The sequence below is a fragment of the Flavobacterium psychrotolerans genome (assembly GCF_003097635.1).
GTDB classification, from domain to species: Bacteria; Bacteroidota; Bacteroidia; order Flavobacteriales; family Flavobacteriaceae; genus Flavobacterium; species Flavobacterium psychrotolerans.
The window spans coordinates 20766-38084 of record NZ_QCZI01000011.1 but is presented as its reverse complement, the minus strand read 5'-3'; the positions used below and the strand labels follow the sequence as shown (position 1 = coordinate 38084).

13 protein-coding genes are annotated in these 17319 nt (G+C 33.7%); 7 read left to right on the top strand and 6 right to left on the bottom strand.

All coding sequences use genetic code 11. The annotated features are described in order from the left end of the window. The first annotated feature begins 320 nt into the window (after positions 1-320). Positions 321-2096 (top strand): 30S ribosomal protein S1, encoded by a 1776-nt coding sequence (gene rpsA / locus DB895_RS09585; RefSeq protein ID WP_116725145.1) that lies wholly within the window; start codon positions 321-323, stop codon positions 2094-2096. 576 nt (positions 2097-2672) lie between these two features. Here rpsA and DB895_RS09580 read toward each other — a convergent pair. Both DB895_RS09580 and DB895_RS09575 read right to left on the bottom strand, forming a co-directional pair. Further along, entirely contained in the window at positions 2673-3527 is an 855-nt protein-coding gene (locus DB895_RS09580; RefSeq protein WP_116725144.1) for a carbohydrate-binding protein, read from the bottom strand. Positions 3528-3794: 267 nt separating this feature from the next. Further along, positions 3795-4265 carry a helix-turn-helix domain-containing protein gene (locus DB895_RS09575; protein WP_116725143.1) on the bottom strand — a complete coding sequence of 157 codons (471 nt, stop codon included), beginning with the start codon at positions 4263-4265 and terminating at the stop codon, positions 3795-3797. A gap of 312 nt (positions 4266-4577) precedes the next feature. On the opposite strand from DB895_RS09575, the gene DB895_RS09570 reads away from it, so the two are divergent. The 5 genes from DB895_RS09570 to DB895_RS09550 all read left to right on the top strand — a co-directional run bounded on the left by DB895_RS09570 (position 4578) and on the right by DB895_RS09550 (position 11606). Next, the gene (locus DB895_RS09570) at positions 4578-5735 is read left to right on the top strand and encodes a M14 family metallopeptidase (RefSeq protein ID WP_116725142.1); all 1158 of its coding nucleotides are present in this window, start codon (positions 4578-4580) and stop codon (positions 5733-5735) included. A gap of 58 nt (positions 5736-5793) precedes the next feature. After that, positions 5794-6273: an Lrp/AsnC family transcriptional regulator gene (locus DB895_RS09565; protein ID WP_116725141.1), complete on the top strand. Its 480-nt coding sequence runs from the start codon at positions 5794-5796 to the stop codon at positions 6271-6273. A gap of 93 nt (positions 6274-6366) precedes the next feature. Then, positions 6367-8946 (top strand): phosphoenolpyruvate carboxylase, encoded by a 2580-nt coding sequence (locus DB895_RS09560; RefSeq protein ID WP_116725140.1) that lies wholly within the window; start codon positions 6367-6369, stop codon positions 8944-8946. A gap of 470 nt (positions 8947-9416) precedes the next feature. Continuing rightward, positions 9417-10943, top strand: a complete 1527-nt coding sequence (locus tag DB895_RS09555) for a T9SS type A sorting domain-containing protein (protein WP_116725139.1) — start codon at positions 9417-9419, stop codon at positions 10941-10943. A 147-nt stretch (positions 10944-11090) separates the two neighbouring features. Next, on the top strand, positions 11091-11606 hold the full coding sequence (locus tag DB895_RS09550) for a DinB family protein (RefSeq protein WP_116725138.1): 516 nt from the start codon (positions 11091-11093) through the stop codon (positions 11604-11606). Positions 11607-11683: 77 nt separating this feature from the next. On the opposite strand, the gene DB895_RS09545 is transcribed toward DB895_RS09550, so the two are convergent. The 4 genes from DB895_RS09545 to aroB all read right to left on the bottom strand — a co-directional run bounded on the left by DB895_RS09545 (position 11684) and on the right by aroB (position 15947). Then, positions 11684-12100: a DNA primase gene (locus DB895_RS09545; protein ID WP_116725137.1), complete on the bottom strand. Its 417-nt coding sequence runs from the start codon at positions 12098-12100 to the stop codon at positions 11684-11686. A gap of 10 nt (positions 12101-12110) precedes the next feature. Then, positions 12111-13082, bottom strand: a complete 972-nt coding sequence (locus DB895_RS09540; RefSeq protein WP_116725136.1) for a deoxyhypusine synthase family protein — start codon at positions 13080-13082, stop codon at positions 12111-12113. A 103-nt stretch (positions 13083-13185) separates the two neighbouring features. Further along, the gene (locus DB895_RS09535) at positions 13186-14586 is read right to left on the bottom strand and encodes a type III PLP-dependent enzyme domain-containing protein (protein ID WP_116725135.1); all 1401 of its coding nucleotides are present in this window, start codon (positions 14584-14586) and stop codon (positions 13186-13188) included. A 293-nt stretch (positions 14587-14879) separates the two neighbouring features. Then, positions 14880-15947, bottom strand: a complete 1068-nt coding sequence (aroB, locus tag DB895_RS09525) for a 3-dehydroquinate synthase (protein ID WP_116725220.1) — start codon at positions 15945-15947, stop codon at positions 14880-14882. Positions 15948-16036: 89 nt separating this feature from the next. Between aroB and DB895_RS09520 the strand changes: the two genes are divergently transcribed. Continuing rightward, positions 16037-17206, top strand: coding sequence for a proline dehydrogenase family protein (locus DB895_RS09520; protein WP_116725133.1), 1170 nt, complete (start codon positions 16037-16039; stop codon positions 17204-17206). Positions 17207-17319: the final 113 nt, after the last annotated feature.

Below are 17319 nucleotides of genomic sequence, written 5' to 3'. Positions count from 1 at the left end.
CCAAATAGTCAATACAAATCTTCCTTAGCCCCGATAGAGCCAAATAGCTCGTGACGCAGGAACGACTATAGGCGAAAGCGGGAATATGATTTCTAAAAATGCCCAAGCTACTCGCTCCTGATTCTAAGTCTTTTATCCTTGTTTTATCTTCTATTTTCTTTCCTTAAAAATTTTGCAAATATATAAAAAAGAATTACTTTTGCACACCTTTTGGCGCGGAGTGTTTCCTTTAGGTATCAACAAATTATATAAAAACAACTTCTGTTTTTTCAATCGCATTAAGAAACACGTGAATAACAGAATACAAATTTTTTATCAGCATGTCTGAAACATTAAAATCACAAGAGCAGTTTTTAGCAGAATTCAATTGGCATAACTTCGAAGAAGGTATTGATGCCGTTGACGAAAAAAACTTGCTTGAATTTGAAGAATTAGTATCAAAAACTTTCATTGATACCGATCAAGAAGAAGTAGTAGAAGGAGTTGTAGTTAGAATTACTGACAGAGATGTAATCGTTGATATCAACGCAAAATCGGAAGGTGTTATTTCTTTAAACGAATTCCGTTACAATCCAAACTTAAAAGTTGGAGACAAAGTAGAAGTATTAATTGACATCCGTGAGGATAAAACAGGTCAATTAGTATTATCTCACAGAAAAGCAAGAACTATCAAATCATGGGATAGAGTTATTTCTGCAAACGAAACAGGTGAAATCGTTAATGGTTTTGTAAAATGCAGAACTAAAGGTGGTATGATTGTTGACGTTTTCGGAATTGAGGCTTTCTTACCAGGATCTCAAATTGATGTTAAACCAATTAGAGACTACGATGTATATGTAAACAAAATGATGGAATTCAAAGTGGTAAAAATTAACCACGAATTCAAAAATGTTGTTGTTTCTCATAAAGCGCTTATTGAAGCGGATATTGAAGTACAGAAAAAAGAAATCATCGGTCAATTACAAAAAGGACAAGTATTAGAAGGTGTTGTTAAAAACATTACTTCTTATGGTGTGTTTATTGACTTAGGTGGTGTTGACGGATTAATTCACATTACGGATCTTTCTTGGAGTAGAATCAACCACCCAAGTGAAGTTCTTGAATTAGACCAAAAATTAAACGTTGTAATCCTTGATTTCGATGATGAGAAAACAAGAATTCAATTAGGATTGAAACAATTAAACGCTCACCCTTGGGACGCATTAAATGCTGACCTTAAAATTGGTGACAAAGTAAAAGGTAAAGTAGTTGTAATCGCTGATTATGGTGCATTTATTGAAGTTGCTGAAGGTGTTGAAGGTTTGATCCACGTTTCTGAAATGTCTTGGTCTACTCATTTGCGTTCTGCTCAAGATTTCGTAAAAGTAGGTGATGTTGTTGAAGCTGTTATCTTAACTTTAGATAGAGATGATCGTAAAATGTCATTAGGTATCAAACAATTATCTCAAGATCCTTGGACTGATATCACTGCTAAATACCCAGTAGGTTCTAAACATACAGGTATTGTTAGAAATTTTACAAACTTTGGAATTTTCGTAGAACTTGAAGAAGGAATTGACGGATTGATTTACATCTCAGACCTTTCTTGGACTAAGAAAATCAAACACCCATCTGAATTTGTAAATGTTGGTGAAAAACTTGATGTAGTAGTATTAGAATTAGATGTTGACGGACGTAAATTATCTTTAGGTCACAAACAAACTACTGCTAATCCTTGGGATCAATATGAAGATTCTTTCGCAGTTGGAACTATCCACACAGGTGAAATTTCTGAAATCGTTGACAAAGGAGCTACTGTAGAATTCGGAGATGATATCGTAGCTTTCATTCCTACTCGTCACCTTGAAAAAGAAGACGGAAAGAAATTGAAAAAAGGCGATACTGCTGAATTTAAAGTTATCGAATTCAACAAAGAATTTAAAAGAGTAGTTGCCTCTCACACCGCTATCTTCCGTGAAGAAGAAGAGAAAAACGTGAAAGCGGTTGCTGAAGCAGTTTCTTCTAACAATAATGCATCTGCATCTACGTTAGGAGACAACAATGATATTCTTGCTGGTTTGAAAGCCAAAATGGAAAAAAACGAAAAAAAGAAATAATATTTCTTTTTTTAATATGGAAAGCCCCGCATCACTGCGGGGCTTTTTTGTTTATAGTCAATGGTAAAAAACAATATTAATAGTATATCTATTAAAACTTTTCATTAGGGTTATTTATATTAAAATTCTGAGGAATTATCAATAATAAGAGTATTCAAAACTGTCATAATGAAAGTTGCATAAACTAAATAGGAGGTTGGTATTCTTGAAATAAGCAAATGATTTAGTTCTTAAACAAAAGTATGTGAGTTTTATAAATTACAAACTATAAATATTTGATTCTAGCAGCATTTGTATTTAATCTACAAAACAAATAAAACAGGAGACTTAAGAGAGCAATCGATATTTATGAAAGCCTAGTTGAGAAGATTATTTTATTCCAAAATCCCAAAGTAATGAAAAATAAATAGGGGAATGAATGGTAGTATTGGCAAGATAATGTTTGGTTTTTTAGCAGATGAGATCATTGTTTTATCCGACCTCATAGTTTGTATTAACAACATAAAATGAGAAAAGGCTACTATAAATGGCAGCCTTTTCTTTAGAATTAATAATCTCAAATAAATGGTGAAGAAATTATTTCGTTATAGTGTAATTTTTACCGAAATTATTGTCCCAATATTCTACTCCGTTTACTTTATAGACCACTGCAAATTGAATGTTTGTTACTGAGGCAGGAACATCAATGTTAACTCCCCATCTTTCCATTCCATGAACATTTGGGCTAATTAAAGTTTGTTGTGCCCCAACAGTAATGTATTGTTTGAAATTTAACGCAGCAGTTTTGGTTGTGTTCCAATTATCTGTTGTGTAAACTACATTTACCAGTTTTGTTGGATTAATATTCCGAACATCAACATTGACATTGAAAATATTAGTTATGCCGTTATATTGATCGTAAATGGCTGAATAAGTAGTATCTACGGTTAAGTTAAGGTCAGTTCTCAAGAAAGTACCTTCTAAATCAGTCATTTTGTAGTTTTTAGATCCATTATTGTCCCAATATTTTTGCCCATTCACTTCATAACGAGCAACAAATTCATCTGCAAATAATAAAGAAGGCACATCTCCTACATAATAACTGTTGTTAATTGTAATCTCTGCTCCCCAAATTTCAGTGTTTTCAATTGTGGATGAAATGTATTTTAGAGGAAAATCCTTCCAGCTACCATCGGACATTTTATGTGAAATCACCACAATTTTATTGTAGGCTAAATTTTTAACTTCAACCTTAAATCTCCTAGAATAAGATGCGTAGCCATATTTTTGGCTGTAAGACGTCCAGGCGCTTAATAATTTTACGTTTTCACTAGCGGATAATCTGTTGGTACTAGTTTTTTGGCTTGATGGTGTGTTTGGACCTACACTTTCATCGTTTGAGCATGAACCAATTGATAAGGCAAGTAATAAAATGAAGACTAATTTTTTCATGAGTTCCTGATTTTAATCGTTTAAATTGATTTAGTAATTATGATGGGGACGCTGTTATTCAATCATTTTTTTGCGAATTTAACTTAAATTTAGAAACAAATTAGTGTTAAAACAGTCATTATCAATATGAAAACGTTTGCGTGTTGACAAGTTTTTTACTATATAGATATTTGGTTGTTCTTAATTACAGAACGCAAAAGCAAAGTCTCTACTATTTAAGACGCCATTATTTGCAAGTTGTGAGAGCTTAGGAGAAATAGATAAACCTTATTTAGGATTATATTCCATAAATGTACCATTCGTATAAAAAACAACAATTTTTTCTATTTTGTCTTGGTTTGGGAAAACCGAGCTATTTTCTAGCAAAACTCTTTTCTTGGAATCAAAAGGATTTGATCCGGAAGCAGTTTCAATTTCATTAAATAATGTTTCTTGAAATTTGGTTTCAGGAATTGGAGTAGGGGCAACAACAATTTTTTCGGTTTCATTTTTGATGCTATTTTGAGTTGTTATTTTCGGGAAGCTTCCTTTTCCGTTTAATATCCAATACAAATCAACCTCGGGAAAAACGTCAAGAATTTTCAGAATAAAATCTAAACTCGGTTTGTTTCTTCCAGAAAGAAGGTGGGATAAACTGGAGCGTTGCACACCAATTTTATCGGCAAATCCAGATGCCGAAAGTGAATAATAATCCTGAATCAATTCTAATCTTTTGATGAAATCCTCTGTGTTTACCATTGTAAATAGGTATGAATAAAAGTAGTGTTACAAATGTAAATAAAATAATTGAATTGACCTAAATTACAAAAGTAAATAGTTATTTTTAGGAATTTTATTTTAAACAAAAAATAAATGTAATAGTTCTTAAAATCTTGGTAATAAATAATTTGAATTGTATTTATAAATGTAATTTTAATTATGAAGCTAAAAGATATATAAATAGGAGCTGTGATAGATGAGGATGTTTACATTGTTATACAAGAGGTTGTTTTTAATTATTTACAATTGTTAATTTAAAGATGTTTACTTTTGTAACATCAAAAATAAACTATGGATTTAGAAGTTATTTTCAATAAATATAAAGTAGATGCCTTGTATGGAAGGTATATTACTTTGGCAGAAATCGAGCCTGTTTTGCAACAATTAAATACGAATAATCAACTCGATATTGTTGGGTATTCGGTTCTGAATAAACCGATCTATTCTTATAAAATTGGGGAGGGAAAAATCAAAATATTCCTTTGGTCGCAAATGCACGGAAATGAAAGCACGACAACAAAAGCACTTTTTGATTTTTTGAATCTTTTGCAAAATGATTCGGATATCGGAACGGATTTGCTTCGCAATTTCACTTTTTATTGTTTGCCGATGGTGAATCCGGACGGAGCGCAATTGTACACCAGAGAAAATGCAAATCTAGTTGACTTAAATAGGGATGCACAAAATTTGACACAGCCTGAAAGTAAGGTGTTGCGTGCGTGTTTTAACGAGTTCAAACCGGATTATTGCTATAACCTTCATGACCAGCGAACTATTTTTGGAGTGGGGAGCACAGGAAAACCTGCGACAGTTTCCTTTTTGGCTCCATCATTCAATGAAGAGCGGGAGATAAACGATGTAAGGACGAAAGCTATCAACGTGATTGTAGACATGAATGACGCTTTGCAGAGGTTTATTCCAAAGCAAGTTGGTCGATTCGATGATTCGTTTAATATTAACTGTATAGGAGATACTATGCAAGCCCTAAATGTGCCGACAATCTTAATAGAAGCAGGTCATTTTCCATTGGATTATGACAGGGAGCAAACCAGAAAATATATTTTTATTGCACTTTTATTAGGATTTAAACAATTTACCGAAAACGTTATAGTTGGCAATAAAATTGAAGATTATCTGAATATTTCTCAAAATAAACCCGTTTTTTATGATTTTGTTTATAAAAACATCCAAATTAATTATGATAGTAATAAAATAATCACGAATATTGCAATTCAATTTAAAGAAGAGTTATTTGATAATAAAATTCATTTTAATGCTTTTATTGTTAAAATTGGAGAATTAAAGGATTATTTCGGTCATTTTGAATATGATGCTCATGGAGCCATTTATTCGGATAAAAACGGAAATATTCCTCAATTAAATCAAAAAGCAGATTTTTATTTGAATGAAAATTTAGAAATTGTTAATGGGGTGCTGAAGATAAAATAGAATTTATTTACCATCTCATTAATTTGTATAAAAACACAACACAACTAAATATATTTTTATGAGTAAATTCCGATTAGATGAAGTAGATCACCAGATATTAGATATGCTGATTGATAATACTAGAGTTCCATTTACCGACATTGCAAAAAAATTATTGATTTCTGCAGGTACAGTTCACGTGAGAGTTAAAAAAATGGAAGATGCCGGAATCATTATGGGGTCATCATTAGTCCTGGATTATGATAAATTGGGGTATTCTTTCATTGCTTATATAGGTGTTTTTCTTAACAACACATCACAAACTAAATTTGTTTTGGAACGTATCAATGAAATTCCATTTATTACCGTTGCCTCAGTAACTACGGGTAAATTTAATATTTTCTGCAAAATCAGAGCAAAGGATACAAAGCATGCAAAAGAGGTGATTTTTATGATTGATGACATTGAAGGTGTTTATAGAACAGAAACGATGATCTCATTAGAGGAAAGCATAAATGATAAAAAACGTTTGATGCATACGGTTTTTAAAAATATGTAATTTGTCTTGATTGCTATATTTATACATAACCTCCAGTTTATTCTTGAGGTTATTTTTTTACAAATGAACAGCTTAAACCCACAATAACGAATTATGTATACGCTACCAAAAATAGAACGTTTCAATCAGGAAGTTCTGTCAAAATATAATATTTACAATAGTGTTTTTATAACATTACCCTTTGATTCTATCGATAATACAGGAGTTTTGCTTCCATTGTTTACGGAACTCTGCGAAAATGGGTTTAAAAAACAAGAGACGCCTAAAGAAATTGTTGATTTTTACACCGAAAAATATTTACAGAGCGCCTCAGAGTCTGATAAAATTGATTTAATGTTTCGTTTTATTCAGTATATAGAGCGTCAAATTGTATTGTTTGATGCTATTGAGGATGCCGCTTTTCCATTGGTTAACAATATGGAAGGGAGAGGGTCTCTTCGTGATATCAAAGAAAAAGCAGATGCCAAAGAGAAAGAATTAACCGATTTTTTCGAGAATTTCAATATTAGAACCGTATTAACAGCCCATCCAACCCAGTTTTATCCTGGAGCAGTGCTTGGAATCATTAACGACTTGACAGAGGCTATTCGTAAAAATAATTTACTAGAAATCAAACAATTGTTGGCTCAATTGGGTAAGACTCCTTTCATTCAAACCGAAAAACCAAATCCATTTGATGAAGCGGTCAGTTTAATTTGGTATCTGGAAAATGTATTTTATGAAACAGCAGGAGAAATAGTGCACTATCTTGAGAAAAATATATTTGACGGGAAGCCTATTCAGAATCCGCTAATCAAACTTGGATTTTGGCCAGGAGGCGACCGTGACGGAAATCCATTTGTAACCACAGAGATTACCTATAAAGTTGCAGAGCGTTTGAGAACCTCAATATTGAAGTGTTATTACATTGAAATTAGAAGTTTGAAAAGAAAATTAACATTCTATAATGTAGATGTTTTGGTTACTGAACTTGAACAAAAGCTTTATCGTTCTGTTTTTTATTCAAAAGGAGAGATTTTCATCACTCTTGACGAGTTTAAAGCACAATTAAATAAGATAAAAACGATAATTATAGAGCAACATCAATCTCTATATCTCGACGAGTTGGATGCGCTTCTTATTAAAGTAAATCTATTTGGATTCCATTTTGCGTCTTTAGATGTTCGTCAAAATAGTAAAATTCATGATGCTGTATTTAAGGATGTGGTAAAGCATTATTTGGATTCAGGTACATCTGTTTTTCCTGAGGATTATTTTAAATTAACGGAACAGGAAAAGTTTGCGGTTCTGTCAAGTGCCAAAGGTGATCTTGATCCGAATGTTTTTGAAGACGAAATGACCAAATCGACTATCGAATCGATTCAGGCCATAAAAAAAATTCAGGAAAAAAATGGAGAATTCGGAGCGAACAGGTATATTATTAGTAATAATGAGAGTGCTCTTAATGTGATGGAAACATTTGCATTATTCCGCTTGAGCAATTGGGAAAATCCGTCTGTGGATATTGTTCCGCTTTTTGAATCAGTTGATGATTTACATAGTGCTCACGAGGTTATGGAAAAACTGTACACGAATCCAATCTATGCGAACCATCTTGTGAATAGAAATAAAAAGCAAACAATTATGCTAGGTTTTTCTGACGGAACAAAAGACGGTGGGTATTTAATGGCCAATTGGAGTATTTACAAAGCGAAAGAAGAGCTTACGGCAATTTCTAGAAAATATGGCATAAAAGCTATTTTCTTTGATGGTCGTGGAGGGCCACCGGCACGAGGAGGGGGTAAAACGCATAAGTTTTATGCTTCACTTGGGCCAAAAATTGAAAATAATGAAATTCAGGTTACGGTGCAGGGGCAAACGATAAGTTCTAATTTCGGAACCTTAGATTCTTGTCGTTATAATTTAGAAAATTTATTAAGTGCTGGAGTTACCAATCAAGTTTTTAATAAAAACAGGAATGAGTTGACAGGAAGTGAGTCAGTAGTTTTAAACCAGTTGGCAGAATTAGGTTACGAAAAATATTTGGACTTTAAAAACCATCCAAAGTTCATTCCGTATTTGGAACAAATGAGTACCTTAAAATATTATGCTAAAACAAATATTGGTAGCCGTCCTTCTAAAAGAAGCAAATCGGCACAATTGGACTTCAAGGATTTGAGGGCTATCCCTTTCGTGGGATCTTGGAGTCAGTTGAAGCAGAATGTTCCCGGTTTTTTTGGTGTAGGAACGGCCTTAAAACATTTTGAAGATACGGATCAATGGGATAAAGTGCAGGATTTATACAATCATTCTTTGTTCTTTAAAACGTTATTGGAAAATAGTATGATGTCCTTGGCAAAATCATTTTTCCCATTGACGGCTTACATGAGGAAAGATCCCGAATTTGGAGAATTTTGGCAAATTATATACGATGAATTTCTGGAAACCAAACGCTTGTTGTTGAAAATTGCGGGGCATAAAGAGCTCATGGAAAACTATCCTGACGGTAAAGCATCTATTGAAATACGAGAGCGTATTGTATTGCCATTGTTGACAATACAACAATATGCTTTGTTGCGCATCAATGAACTGAACAAGGAAGAAAACCCAGACGAAAACTTAATAAAAGTGTACGAAAAAATAGTGACACGTTCCTTATTTGGAAATACAAATGCCAGTAGGAATTCAGCATAAAAAGGAATAACTTATAATCACATGAATTACAAAACCTCTTTTTTAAGAGGTTTTGTTGTTTATATAGGTAATACATTTAGGTTTTAGTTTACAGAAACAAAACAGACTTCAATTTGTGATTCCTCTTTTCGGCGGAATGACAAAATCACGCAGAATTAAAGTAGTAATTTCAATGCTTAAAGGGTATATCATTTTCATTACATGGCATTTCATTAACTCTATTGGGAATAGGTAGCATCCTGTAAATTTGTAGCCAAAGCGTATCACATCTCGGCTCCCTCTCCTTTGGAGAGGGTCGGGGTGAGGAAATTGTTAAAATAACCTAATAATACCTTCTTTTAAAATAGCACAAGTCGTTTTTTTTTTTTTTACTTTACGGGGTTAATTCTAACAAAACATAACCTTTACATTTTAGCTCCCAGTCTTTACGAGGTACGAAGCAATCTGAGGTAAGGAACAAACCAAACACCATGAAAAAAACACTACTTTTATTTACAATCCTATTTCAACTGAATGGTTTTTCTCAAGCGCCAGACATACAATGGCAAAAATCTTTAGGAGGAACTAGCTTTGATTTGGCCAAGAGTATTCAACAAACAACTGACGGTGGTTATATTGTGGCTGGAATTTGCGAGTATACTGATAGTGGTGGACATTCTTTTGGTAATTATTATAGAATAGTAAAACTAAGTAATACAAGAACAATAGAATGGGAAAAATATATAGGCAATTCAGCAAACAGGTTTAGCCCCTTCAACATACAACAAACAACAGACGGAGGCTATATTTTGGCTTCACATTCCTGTCCTACTAATTATACCATCGATAGTTTCAATTTTGATTACTGGATATTAAAACTAAGTAGTACTGGACAAGTAGAATGGGAAAAATCTTTAGGAGGAACTAACCTTGATATTGCCAACAGTATTCAACAAACAACTGACGGCGGCTATATTGTGGCTGGAGAATCTGCTTCTCATGATGGCGGTGTGATAGTAGGTTATGGCTGGGTGGATTGTTGGATAGTAAAATTAAGTAGCACTGGAACAATACAATGGCAAAAAAAAATAGGGGGTTCAGGTTATGATCGTGCTTGTAGTATTCAACTAACTACCGATGGTGGCTATATTGTGGCTGGAGAAACCAAATTTGCTGATGGTTATTTATCAGGATATCATGGGGATTCTGATTATTATATAGTAAAATTAAGTAGCACAGGGACAATACAGTGGCAAAAATCTCTAGGAGGGGCAGGTTATGATGTGGCTAGTAGCATTCAACAAACAACAGACGGCGGCTATATTGTGGCTGGAGAAACCCAATCTGTCGATGGCGATGTTACAGGAAATCATGGGGGTTCTGATTATTGGATAGTAAAACTAAATGGCATAGGAACAATACAGTGGCAAAAATCTATAGGGGGGGCAGGTTATGATGAGGCTAGTAGCATTCAACAAACAACAGACGGCGGCTATATTGTGGCTGGAGAAACCCAATCTGTCGATGGCGATGTTTCAGGAAATCATGGGGGGGCTGATTATTGGATAGTAAAACTAAATGGCATAGGAACAATACAGTGGCAAAAATCTGTAGGGGGTTCAGGTTATGATGCGGCTAGTAGCATTCAACAAACCGCAGATGGTGGTTATATTATAGCCGGAGCAACTGGATTTAATGATGGAGATGTTACCACCGGAATCCATGGGTCATCGGATTATTGGATAGTAAAATTAGCCGCAGACCCATTGGCAACAACTACCTTCAATCAAAAAGGTTTTACAATTGCTCCAAACCCAGTCAAATCAGTCTTGAATTTTCAATTTCCTAATGAAACAGCAATAGATAGAGTGATTATAAACGATTTAACAGGAAAAACAGTGTTGCAGCAAACTCAAAATGCCAATTATATTAATGTTCAAAGCTTGGCAAAAGGGATATATATACTACAAGCGTTTTCAGGAAATGAAACGTATCAAAGTAAGTTTGTGAAGGAGTAAGGAACAAACCCAATCATGGGTTTTTACCTTTTTATGACAAATATAAATTATTCCAACAAGAGTATCGTTAAGTGTCTCCTAGTTGGAATTTTTTTTATCCAAATCCTCAAATGATATTATAATTCTTCACATCTTTACATAAAAAAAATGAATTCAAACCAATTGCCAGAAAACGAATATTCGAGTTTCAACGCTACTTATATCAAGGAACTCGATAACGTCAGTTTAATCGAAGAGTTAGAAATTTGTCTTCACGATTTTATACGATTTGTGCAAAACATTCCGATGGATAAATTTGATTATCGGTATGCGGAAGGGAAATGGACAATCAAAGAGATTATCCAGCATATTATTGATGCTGAAAGGGTTTTTAGTTATCGTGCCTTACGAATTTCCAGAAATGATAAAACACCATTGCCCGGTTTTGATGAAAACAGCTATGTAGATAATACGAACGCAAATGCTCGGAACCTTCAGAACTTATTGACTGAATTGGCTGCTGTGAGACAATCGACCTTGTTTCTTTTTAAAAGTTTTTCAGAGGAACAGTTGTTAAGGATGGGAACGGCTTCAGATAATGTTATTTCCGTTCGAGCCTTGGGATTTCTTGTTATTGGACACCAAAAACACCATCAGCGAATTTTTAAGGAACGCTATTTGTAATAAATGCAGATGTGAAAAATATGGTTTATTAGTCATTAAATAGAAAAAGGAACTCGTTTTGAGTTCCTTTTTTATGTTTAATCTTCGTCATCATCGTCATCATCGCTGGCGACATCTTCTATGTCATCATCGTCATCGTCATCACCGTTACTGGAATCGTCAGAATCCTTAGTCAAATCATTTTCTTCTTCGTCATCATCAGAAACATCATCATCATCGAGGTCAATACCTTTAATTACATCGATTGGTTCAACGATATCGTCGATATCATCATCATCGTCATCAAATTTTTCTAATCTGCTGGCCAGTTTGGTACTTACTTTTACTAAGTAAATAGTATCTTCCGTTTTTACCTCTACAGCCTCAATGAGTTCGTTTTGGGCATTTCTAAACCGTACAATATTTGAGTCATCATATCCATCAGGAAATCGTTCCACAAGCAAGGTTAGGATCTCGTTGGTAAGTTTTGAATAATCAACAATAATTCTTTTCATAAATTTTTTATTATAAATCCAGTAGGTAAGCAAAAATTAATGGCACTACAATAGTAGCATCCGATTCTATAATAAATTTAGGGGTTTTAATATCTAATTTTCCCCAAGTAATTTTTTCGTTAGGTACAGCTCCGGAATAGGATCCGTAACTGGTGGTTGAATCTGAAACTTGGCAGAAATAACTCCAAAACGGAATATCATGCATTTCCATATCCTGATACAACATCGGAACCACGCAAATAGGAAAATCTCCAGCAATTCCTCCGCCGATTTGGAAAAATCCAACACCATTGGCACTGTTTTTTGGATACCAATCCGAAAGGAATACCATATATTCAATTCCTGATTTCATAGTCGATGCTTTCAAATCTCCTTTGATAACATAGGAAGCAAAAATATTTCCCATAGTACTGTCTTCCCATCCCGGAACTATAATTGGTAAATTTTTCTCGGCTGCTGCATACATCCAGCTGTCTTTTAAATCAATTTCATAATATTCTTCAAGAACGCCAGAAAGTAACATTTTGTACATGAATTCATGTGGAAAATAACGTTCTCCTTTGTCATCGGCATCTTTCCAAATTTTATAGATGTGTTTTTGCAAACGGCGGAATGCCTCATGCTCTGGAATACAAGTATCAGTTACCCGATTTAAGCCTCTTTCTAACAAATCCCATTCTTCCTGCGGAGTCAAATCACGGTAATGCGGTACTCTTTCGTAATGGGAATGTGCTACCAAATTCATGATGTCTTCTTCAAGATTAGCACCGGTGCAGGATATAATTTGTACTTTATCCTTACGGATAATTTCTGCGAAAATTTTCCCGATTTCTGCTGTACTCATTGCCCCGGCCATGGTAACCATCATTTTTGCACCATTTGCAAGTTGGTCTTCATAGGCTTTTGCAGCATCAACTAAAGAAGCAGAATTGAAATGCAAGTAATGCTTTTCTATAAACTGACTAATTGGTCCTTTACTCATTTTGTATTTGTTTGTTTTATACCCTGTCTATTGGAAAGGGAGTTTTAATGTTAAAGTTGGTAGTTCAAAGAAAATCTTTTTTTCTGAAACTACAAACTGCAAACTATTTTTTATTGTAACCTAAAATATTTAATACTTCTTCTGATGTTTGTTGCTCTGAAAAAACTTCGGTGGCTAGAATTCCGTTTTTATCCCTATCAATTAGTATATGTTTGGGTTGCGGAATCAAACAGTGATGCAATCCGCCATACCCTCCAATAGTTTCCTGATAGGCTCCTGTATTAAAAAAACCAATATACAGTGGTTTTTCTTTATTGTATTTGGGTAAATAGATGGCATTCATGTTCTGTTCGGAATTGTAATAATCATCACTATCACAGGTCATGCCACCTAATAAAACGCGTTCATAAGTATCATTCCATCGGTTTACTGCTAACATGATAAAACGTTTGTTAATTGCCCAAGTATCAGGTAAAGTGGTTATGAAAGAGGAATCAATCATGTTCCATTTCTCCCTGTCATTTTGCTGCTTTTGATACAAAATTTGGTAAATGGCACCGCCGCTTTCTCCCACAGTGAACGAACCAAATTCTGTAAAAATATTTGGAACATCAACCTCGGCTTCGTCACATGCAATTTTAATTTGATTGATGATTTCGTCAATCATATATTGGTAATCGTATTCAAACGTTAAAGAATTTTTTATAGGGAATCCACCACCAATATTTAATCCGTCGAGAGTAGGGCATTCTTTTTTTAATGCCACATACACTTTGATACATTTTACTAATTCATTCCAGTAATAGGCATTGTCATTAATTCCGGTATTGATAAAAAAGTGTAACATTTTCAGTTCCAATTTATTATTTTCCTGAATCTGTTTTTTGTAAAACTGAACGATGTTTTTGTATCCAATACCCAATCGAGAGGTATAAAATTCAAATTTCGGTTCTTCTTCGGCTGCAATTCGAATTCCAATTTTGAATTTTCCTTTGATTTGGCCTTGAAGCAAATCCAATTCCTCATAATTGTCAATAATGGGGATTGCATTTTTATGACCGTTATTTATTAATCGGGCAATGTTTTCTATGTATTGGTCTCTTTTAAAACCATTACAGATGACATACGTACTTTTGTTGATTTTGCCATTTGCCAAAAGGTTTTCCACAATATTAATATCAAAAGCCGATGAAGTTTCTATATGAATATTGTTTTTGAAGGCCTCGTTCATTACATATTCAAAATGGGAACTTTTGGTACAATAGCAATAATAATATTTGCCTTCATATTTATTGCTATCCATGGCATTTCGGAACCAAGATTTGGCTCTTTTGATGTTTTTGGATATTTGTGGTAAGTAAGTGAATTTTAAAGGTGTGCCATATTGTTCCACCAATTTCATTAAATCGATATTGTGAAAAAGCAAGTTGTCTTTGTTTAGAGTAAACTCCTCTTGCGGAAAATAATAGGTTTGATTTATGAGGTCAAAATAGCGTGTATTCATTTAGTTGTCATTATTTTAGATTAAAAGTAATTGAAAAAATTAAGTTAATCTAATTTTCAAACCCGAATATTAGCAAAAATGATTTGAAGCTTTTCCCGATAAATGCTGGAGCGTTGGAAAAAATCAAAATTTAGGATTTTTTTTAAGTCAAAAATGTTATCCAATAATGCAATATGAGAATTATTGTTTTGGTTCTCGAATAAAGAACGTTCACTCTTGTTTTTATTTTTATTCATTACCGCAAATGTAAAAAATAATATATTTGAATTGCAATCCTTTCGATTAAAAAAATATTAAGATTTATAATCTTTAAAAGCTTTGTTAATTAGTTCATTTTCAACTTCTTGATTTATCTTGATTTTGCCAATTCCATCAATCAAGGCAAATTGAATGGTTCCATACTCATTTTTCTTGTCGTGAATTAGTAATTCCAAAATAGGAGCTAGGTCATTTTTTTCAAAAATAATGTCGTCAAAAATAGCTTTGATTGTTTCTTTTATTTGAACAAATTCATCTAAAGAAATCAGCTTTTTTTGCCAAGAAATGTAACTTTCCAAAATCATTCCCACAGCAATAGCTTCGCCATGAAGCAAAGTTGTTTTGTTTTCGTTTTCCAGAAAATAACTTTCAATGGCATGTCCTAGAGTATGACCGAAATTTAAGGCTTTACGAATGTTTTGTTCCGTAGGGTCTTGAATTACGATTTCATTTTTTATGGCTACCGAACGATAAATGAAGGTATCAAAATCGGCAAAATCGATAGATTTTAGGTCTAGAAATTTTTCCCATTCTGTTTTATCATAAATTAAGCCGTGTTTTAGCATTTCGGCAAGACCGGAGCGCATCTCATTTTGCGGAAGCGTTTCTAAATAAGAAGTATCGATTAATACCATTATAGGCACATTGATAACTCCTATTTGGTTTTTTAAATTGCCCAAATCTACGCCAGTTTTTCCGCCAACGGAAGCATCGACCATGGAGAGTAAAGTGGTTGGAATGTTTATGAAATCAATCCCTCTTTTGAATGTGGAAGATACAAAACCACCCAAATCCGTTACAACGCCACCACCTAAATTTAATACCAGAGTTTTTCTATCGGCACCAAGTTCGGTAAGCACATTCCAAATGGATACGCAGGTTTCGATATTTTTAAAACTTTCTCCTGCATCAAATTCTATGATTTCAATAGCCAATTCCGTTTCGATTAAGGGAAGAAAACGGGGTAAACAAAATTCATTGGTATGGCTATCGACGATGATGAATATATTTGAATATTTTTTTTCCTGTAAATGTTTGTTGAGTGCTTCATATCCATTTTCATTGAAATGGACAACATAACCGTTGGCTTGAATAGATTCCATAATTACTTTTAAAATAGAATTGCAAAATAAGGTATTTTTCATCATATAATTTCCGAAGTCTAGTTATATTTGTTCAACAAATTTTATAAATGAAAAATATATTCAATAATACTCAAGTTGCGTTTTCACTAAAAAGTGATACTGAATTAGATAGAGCATATTTCCTTTTTAAATTAATAGATAATCAACCGTTAGTTCGCATTGGCACGGCGGTAACTAATTTTGCCATCAAAGCGCATTTGCCTGTTGAAGGATTGATTCGTGCTACTGTTTTCGACCATTTTTGCGGGGGCGTTAATGAAGACGATTGTCTTACTGTGGTTGATAAAATGTTTACCAAAGGTGTTTCGTCGGTTTTGGATTATTCTGTTGAGGGTAAAGAAGAAGAAGAACAGTTTAACGCTGCTCTTGATATGACTTTAAAAACCATAGAATTTGCTAAAGAGCGTGAGGCTATTCCCTTTGCAGTATTTAAACCCACAGGTTTTGGGCGATTAGATTTGTATGAAAAATTAGGAGAAAAACAATCCTTAACTCCCAATGAACAAATAGAATGGGATAAGATTGTGGCTCGTTTTGATTTGGTTTGCAATGAAGCACACACAAAAAACGTCGCTTTATTGATAGATGCTGAAGAAAGTTGGATGCAAGATGCTGCCGATGATTTGGTGACCCAAATGATGCGAAAATACAATAAAGAAAAAGCCATTGTTTTCAATACACTGCAAATGTATCGTTGGGATCGATTGGATTATTTGAAACAACTGCATGATATAGCAAAATCGGAAGGTTTTTTAATTGGGATGAAGCTAGTTCGTGGGGCTTACTTGGAAAAGGAAAATGAACGTGCTACCGAAAAAGGGTATCTATCGCCAATATGTAATTCTAAAGAAGCCACGGATGAAAATTATGATGCCGCAGTTCAGTATATGACCGAACATTTAGACACTATGTCCCTATTTGCAGGAACCCACAACGAATCGAGCTCCTACAGATTAATGGAGTTGATGCAGGAAAAAGGAATAGCTAAAAATGATAATAGGATTTGGTTTGGACAATTATATGGCATGAGTGATAATATTAGCTTTAATTTAGCTCAAGATGGGTATAATGTAGCTAAATATTTGCCTTTTGGTCCGGTGCGAGATGTGATGCCATATTTAATTCGTAGAGCAGAAGAGAATACTTCAGTTGCTGGACAAACCAGCCGAGAATTAAAATTAATAAAAACAGAACGTGATAGAAGAAAAGGTAAATAGTTTACAGTATTGCGTTTTCAATTAACAGAAGATATAGAACTCCACCCGTTAAGATGGAGTTTTTTTATGCAAAATAGTTTTATTAAAGGGCAAACTGTTTAATTACAATTAAT

Bases quoted from the DNA above. Each gene is read 5' to 3' on its own strand.
- rpsA (WP_116725145.1), top strand. From the start codon at position 321: ATGTCTGAAACATTAAAATCACAAGAGCAGTTTTTAGCAGAATTCAAT.
- DB895_RS09580 (WP_116725144.1), bottom strand. From the start codon at position 3,527: ATGAAAAAATTAGTCTTCATTTTATTACTTGCCTTATCAATTGGTTCA.
- DB895_RS09575 (WP_116725143.1), bottom strand. From the start codon at position 4,265: ATGGTAAACACAGAGGATTTCATCAAAAGATTAGAATTGATTCAGGAT.
- DB895_RS09570 (WP_116725142.1), top strand. From the start codon at position 4,578: ATGGATTTAGAAGTTATTTTCAATAAATATAAAGTAGATGCCTTGTAT.
- DB895_RS09565 (WP_116725141.1), top strand. From the start codon at position 5,794: ATGAGTAAATTCCGATTAGATGAAGTAGATCACCAGATATTAGATATG.
- DB895_RS09560 (WP_116725140.1), top strand. From the start codon at position 6,367: ATGTATACGCTACCAAAAATAGAACGTTTCAATCAGGAAGTTCTGTCA.
- DB895_RS09555 (WP_116725139.1), top strand. From the start codon at position 9,417: ATGAAAAAAACACTACTTTTATTTACAATCCTATTTCAACTGAATGGT.
- DB895_RS09550 (WP_116725138.1), top strand. From the start codon at position 11,091: ATGAATTCAAACCAATTGCCAGAAAACGAATATTCGAGTTTCAACGCT.
- DB895_RS09545 (WP_116725137.1), bottom strand. From the start codon at position 12,100: ATGAAAAGAATTATTGTTGATTATTCAAAACTTACCAACGAGATCCTA.
- DB895_RS09540 (WP_116725136.1), bottom strand. From the start codon at position 13,082: ATGAGTAAAGGACCAATTAGTCAGTTTATAGAAAAGCATTACTTGCAT.
- DB895_RS09535 (WP_116725135.1), bottom strand. From the start codon at position 14,586: ATGAATACACGCTATTTTGACCTCATAAATCAAACCTATTATTTTCCG.
- aroB (WP_116725220.1), bottom strand. From the start codon at position 15,947: ATGGAATCTATTCAAGCCAACGGTTATGTTGTCCATTTCAATGAAAAT.
- DB895_RS09520 (WP_116725133.1), top strand. From the start codon at position 16,037: ATGAAAAATATATTCAATAATACTCAAGTTGCGTTTTCACTAAAAAGT.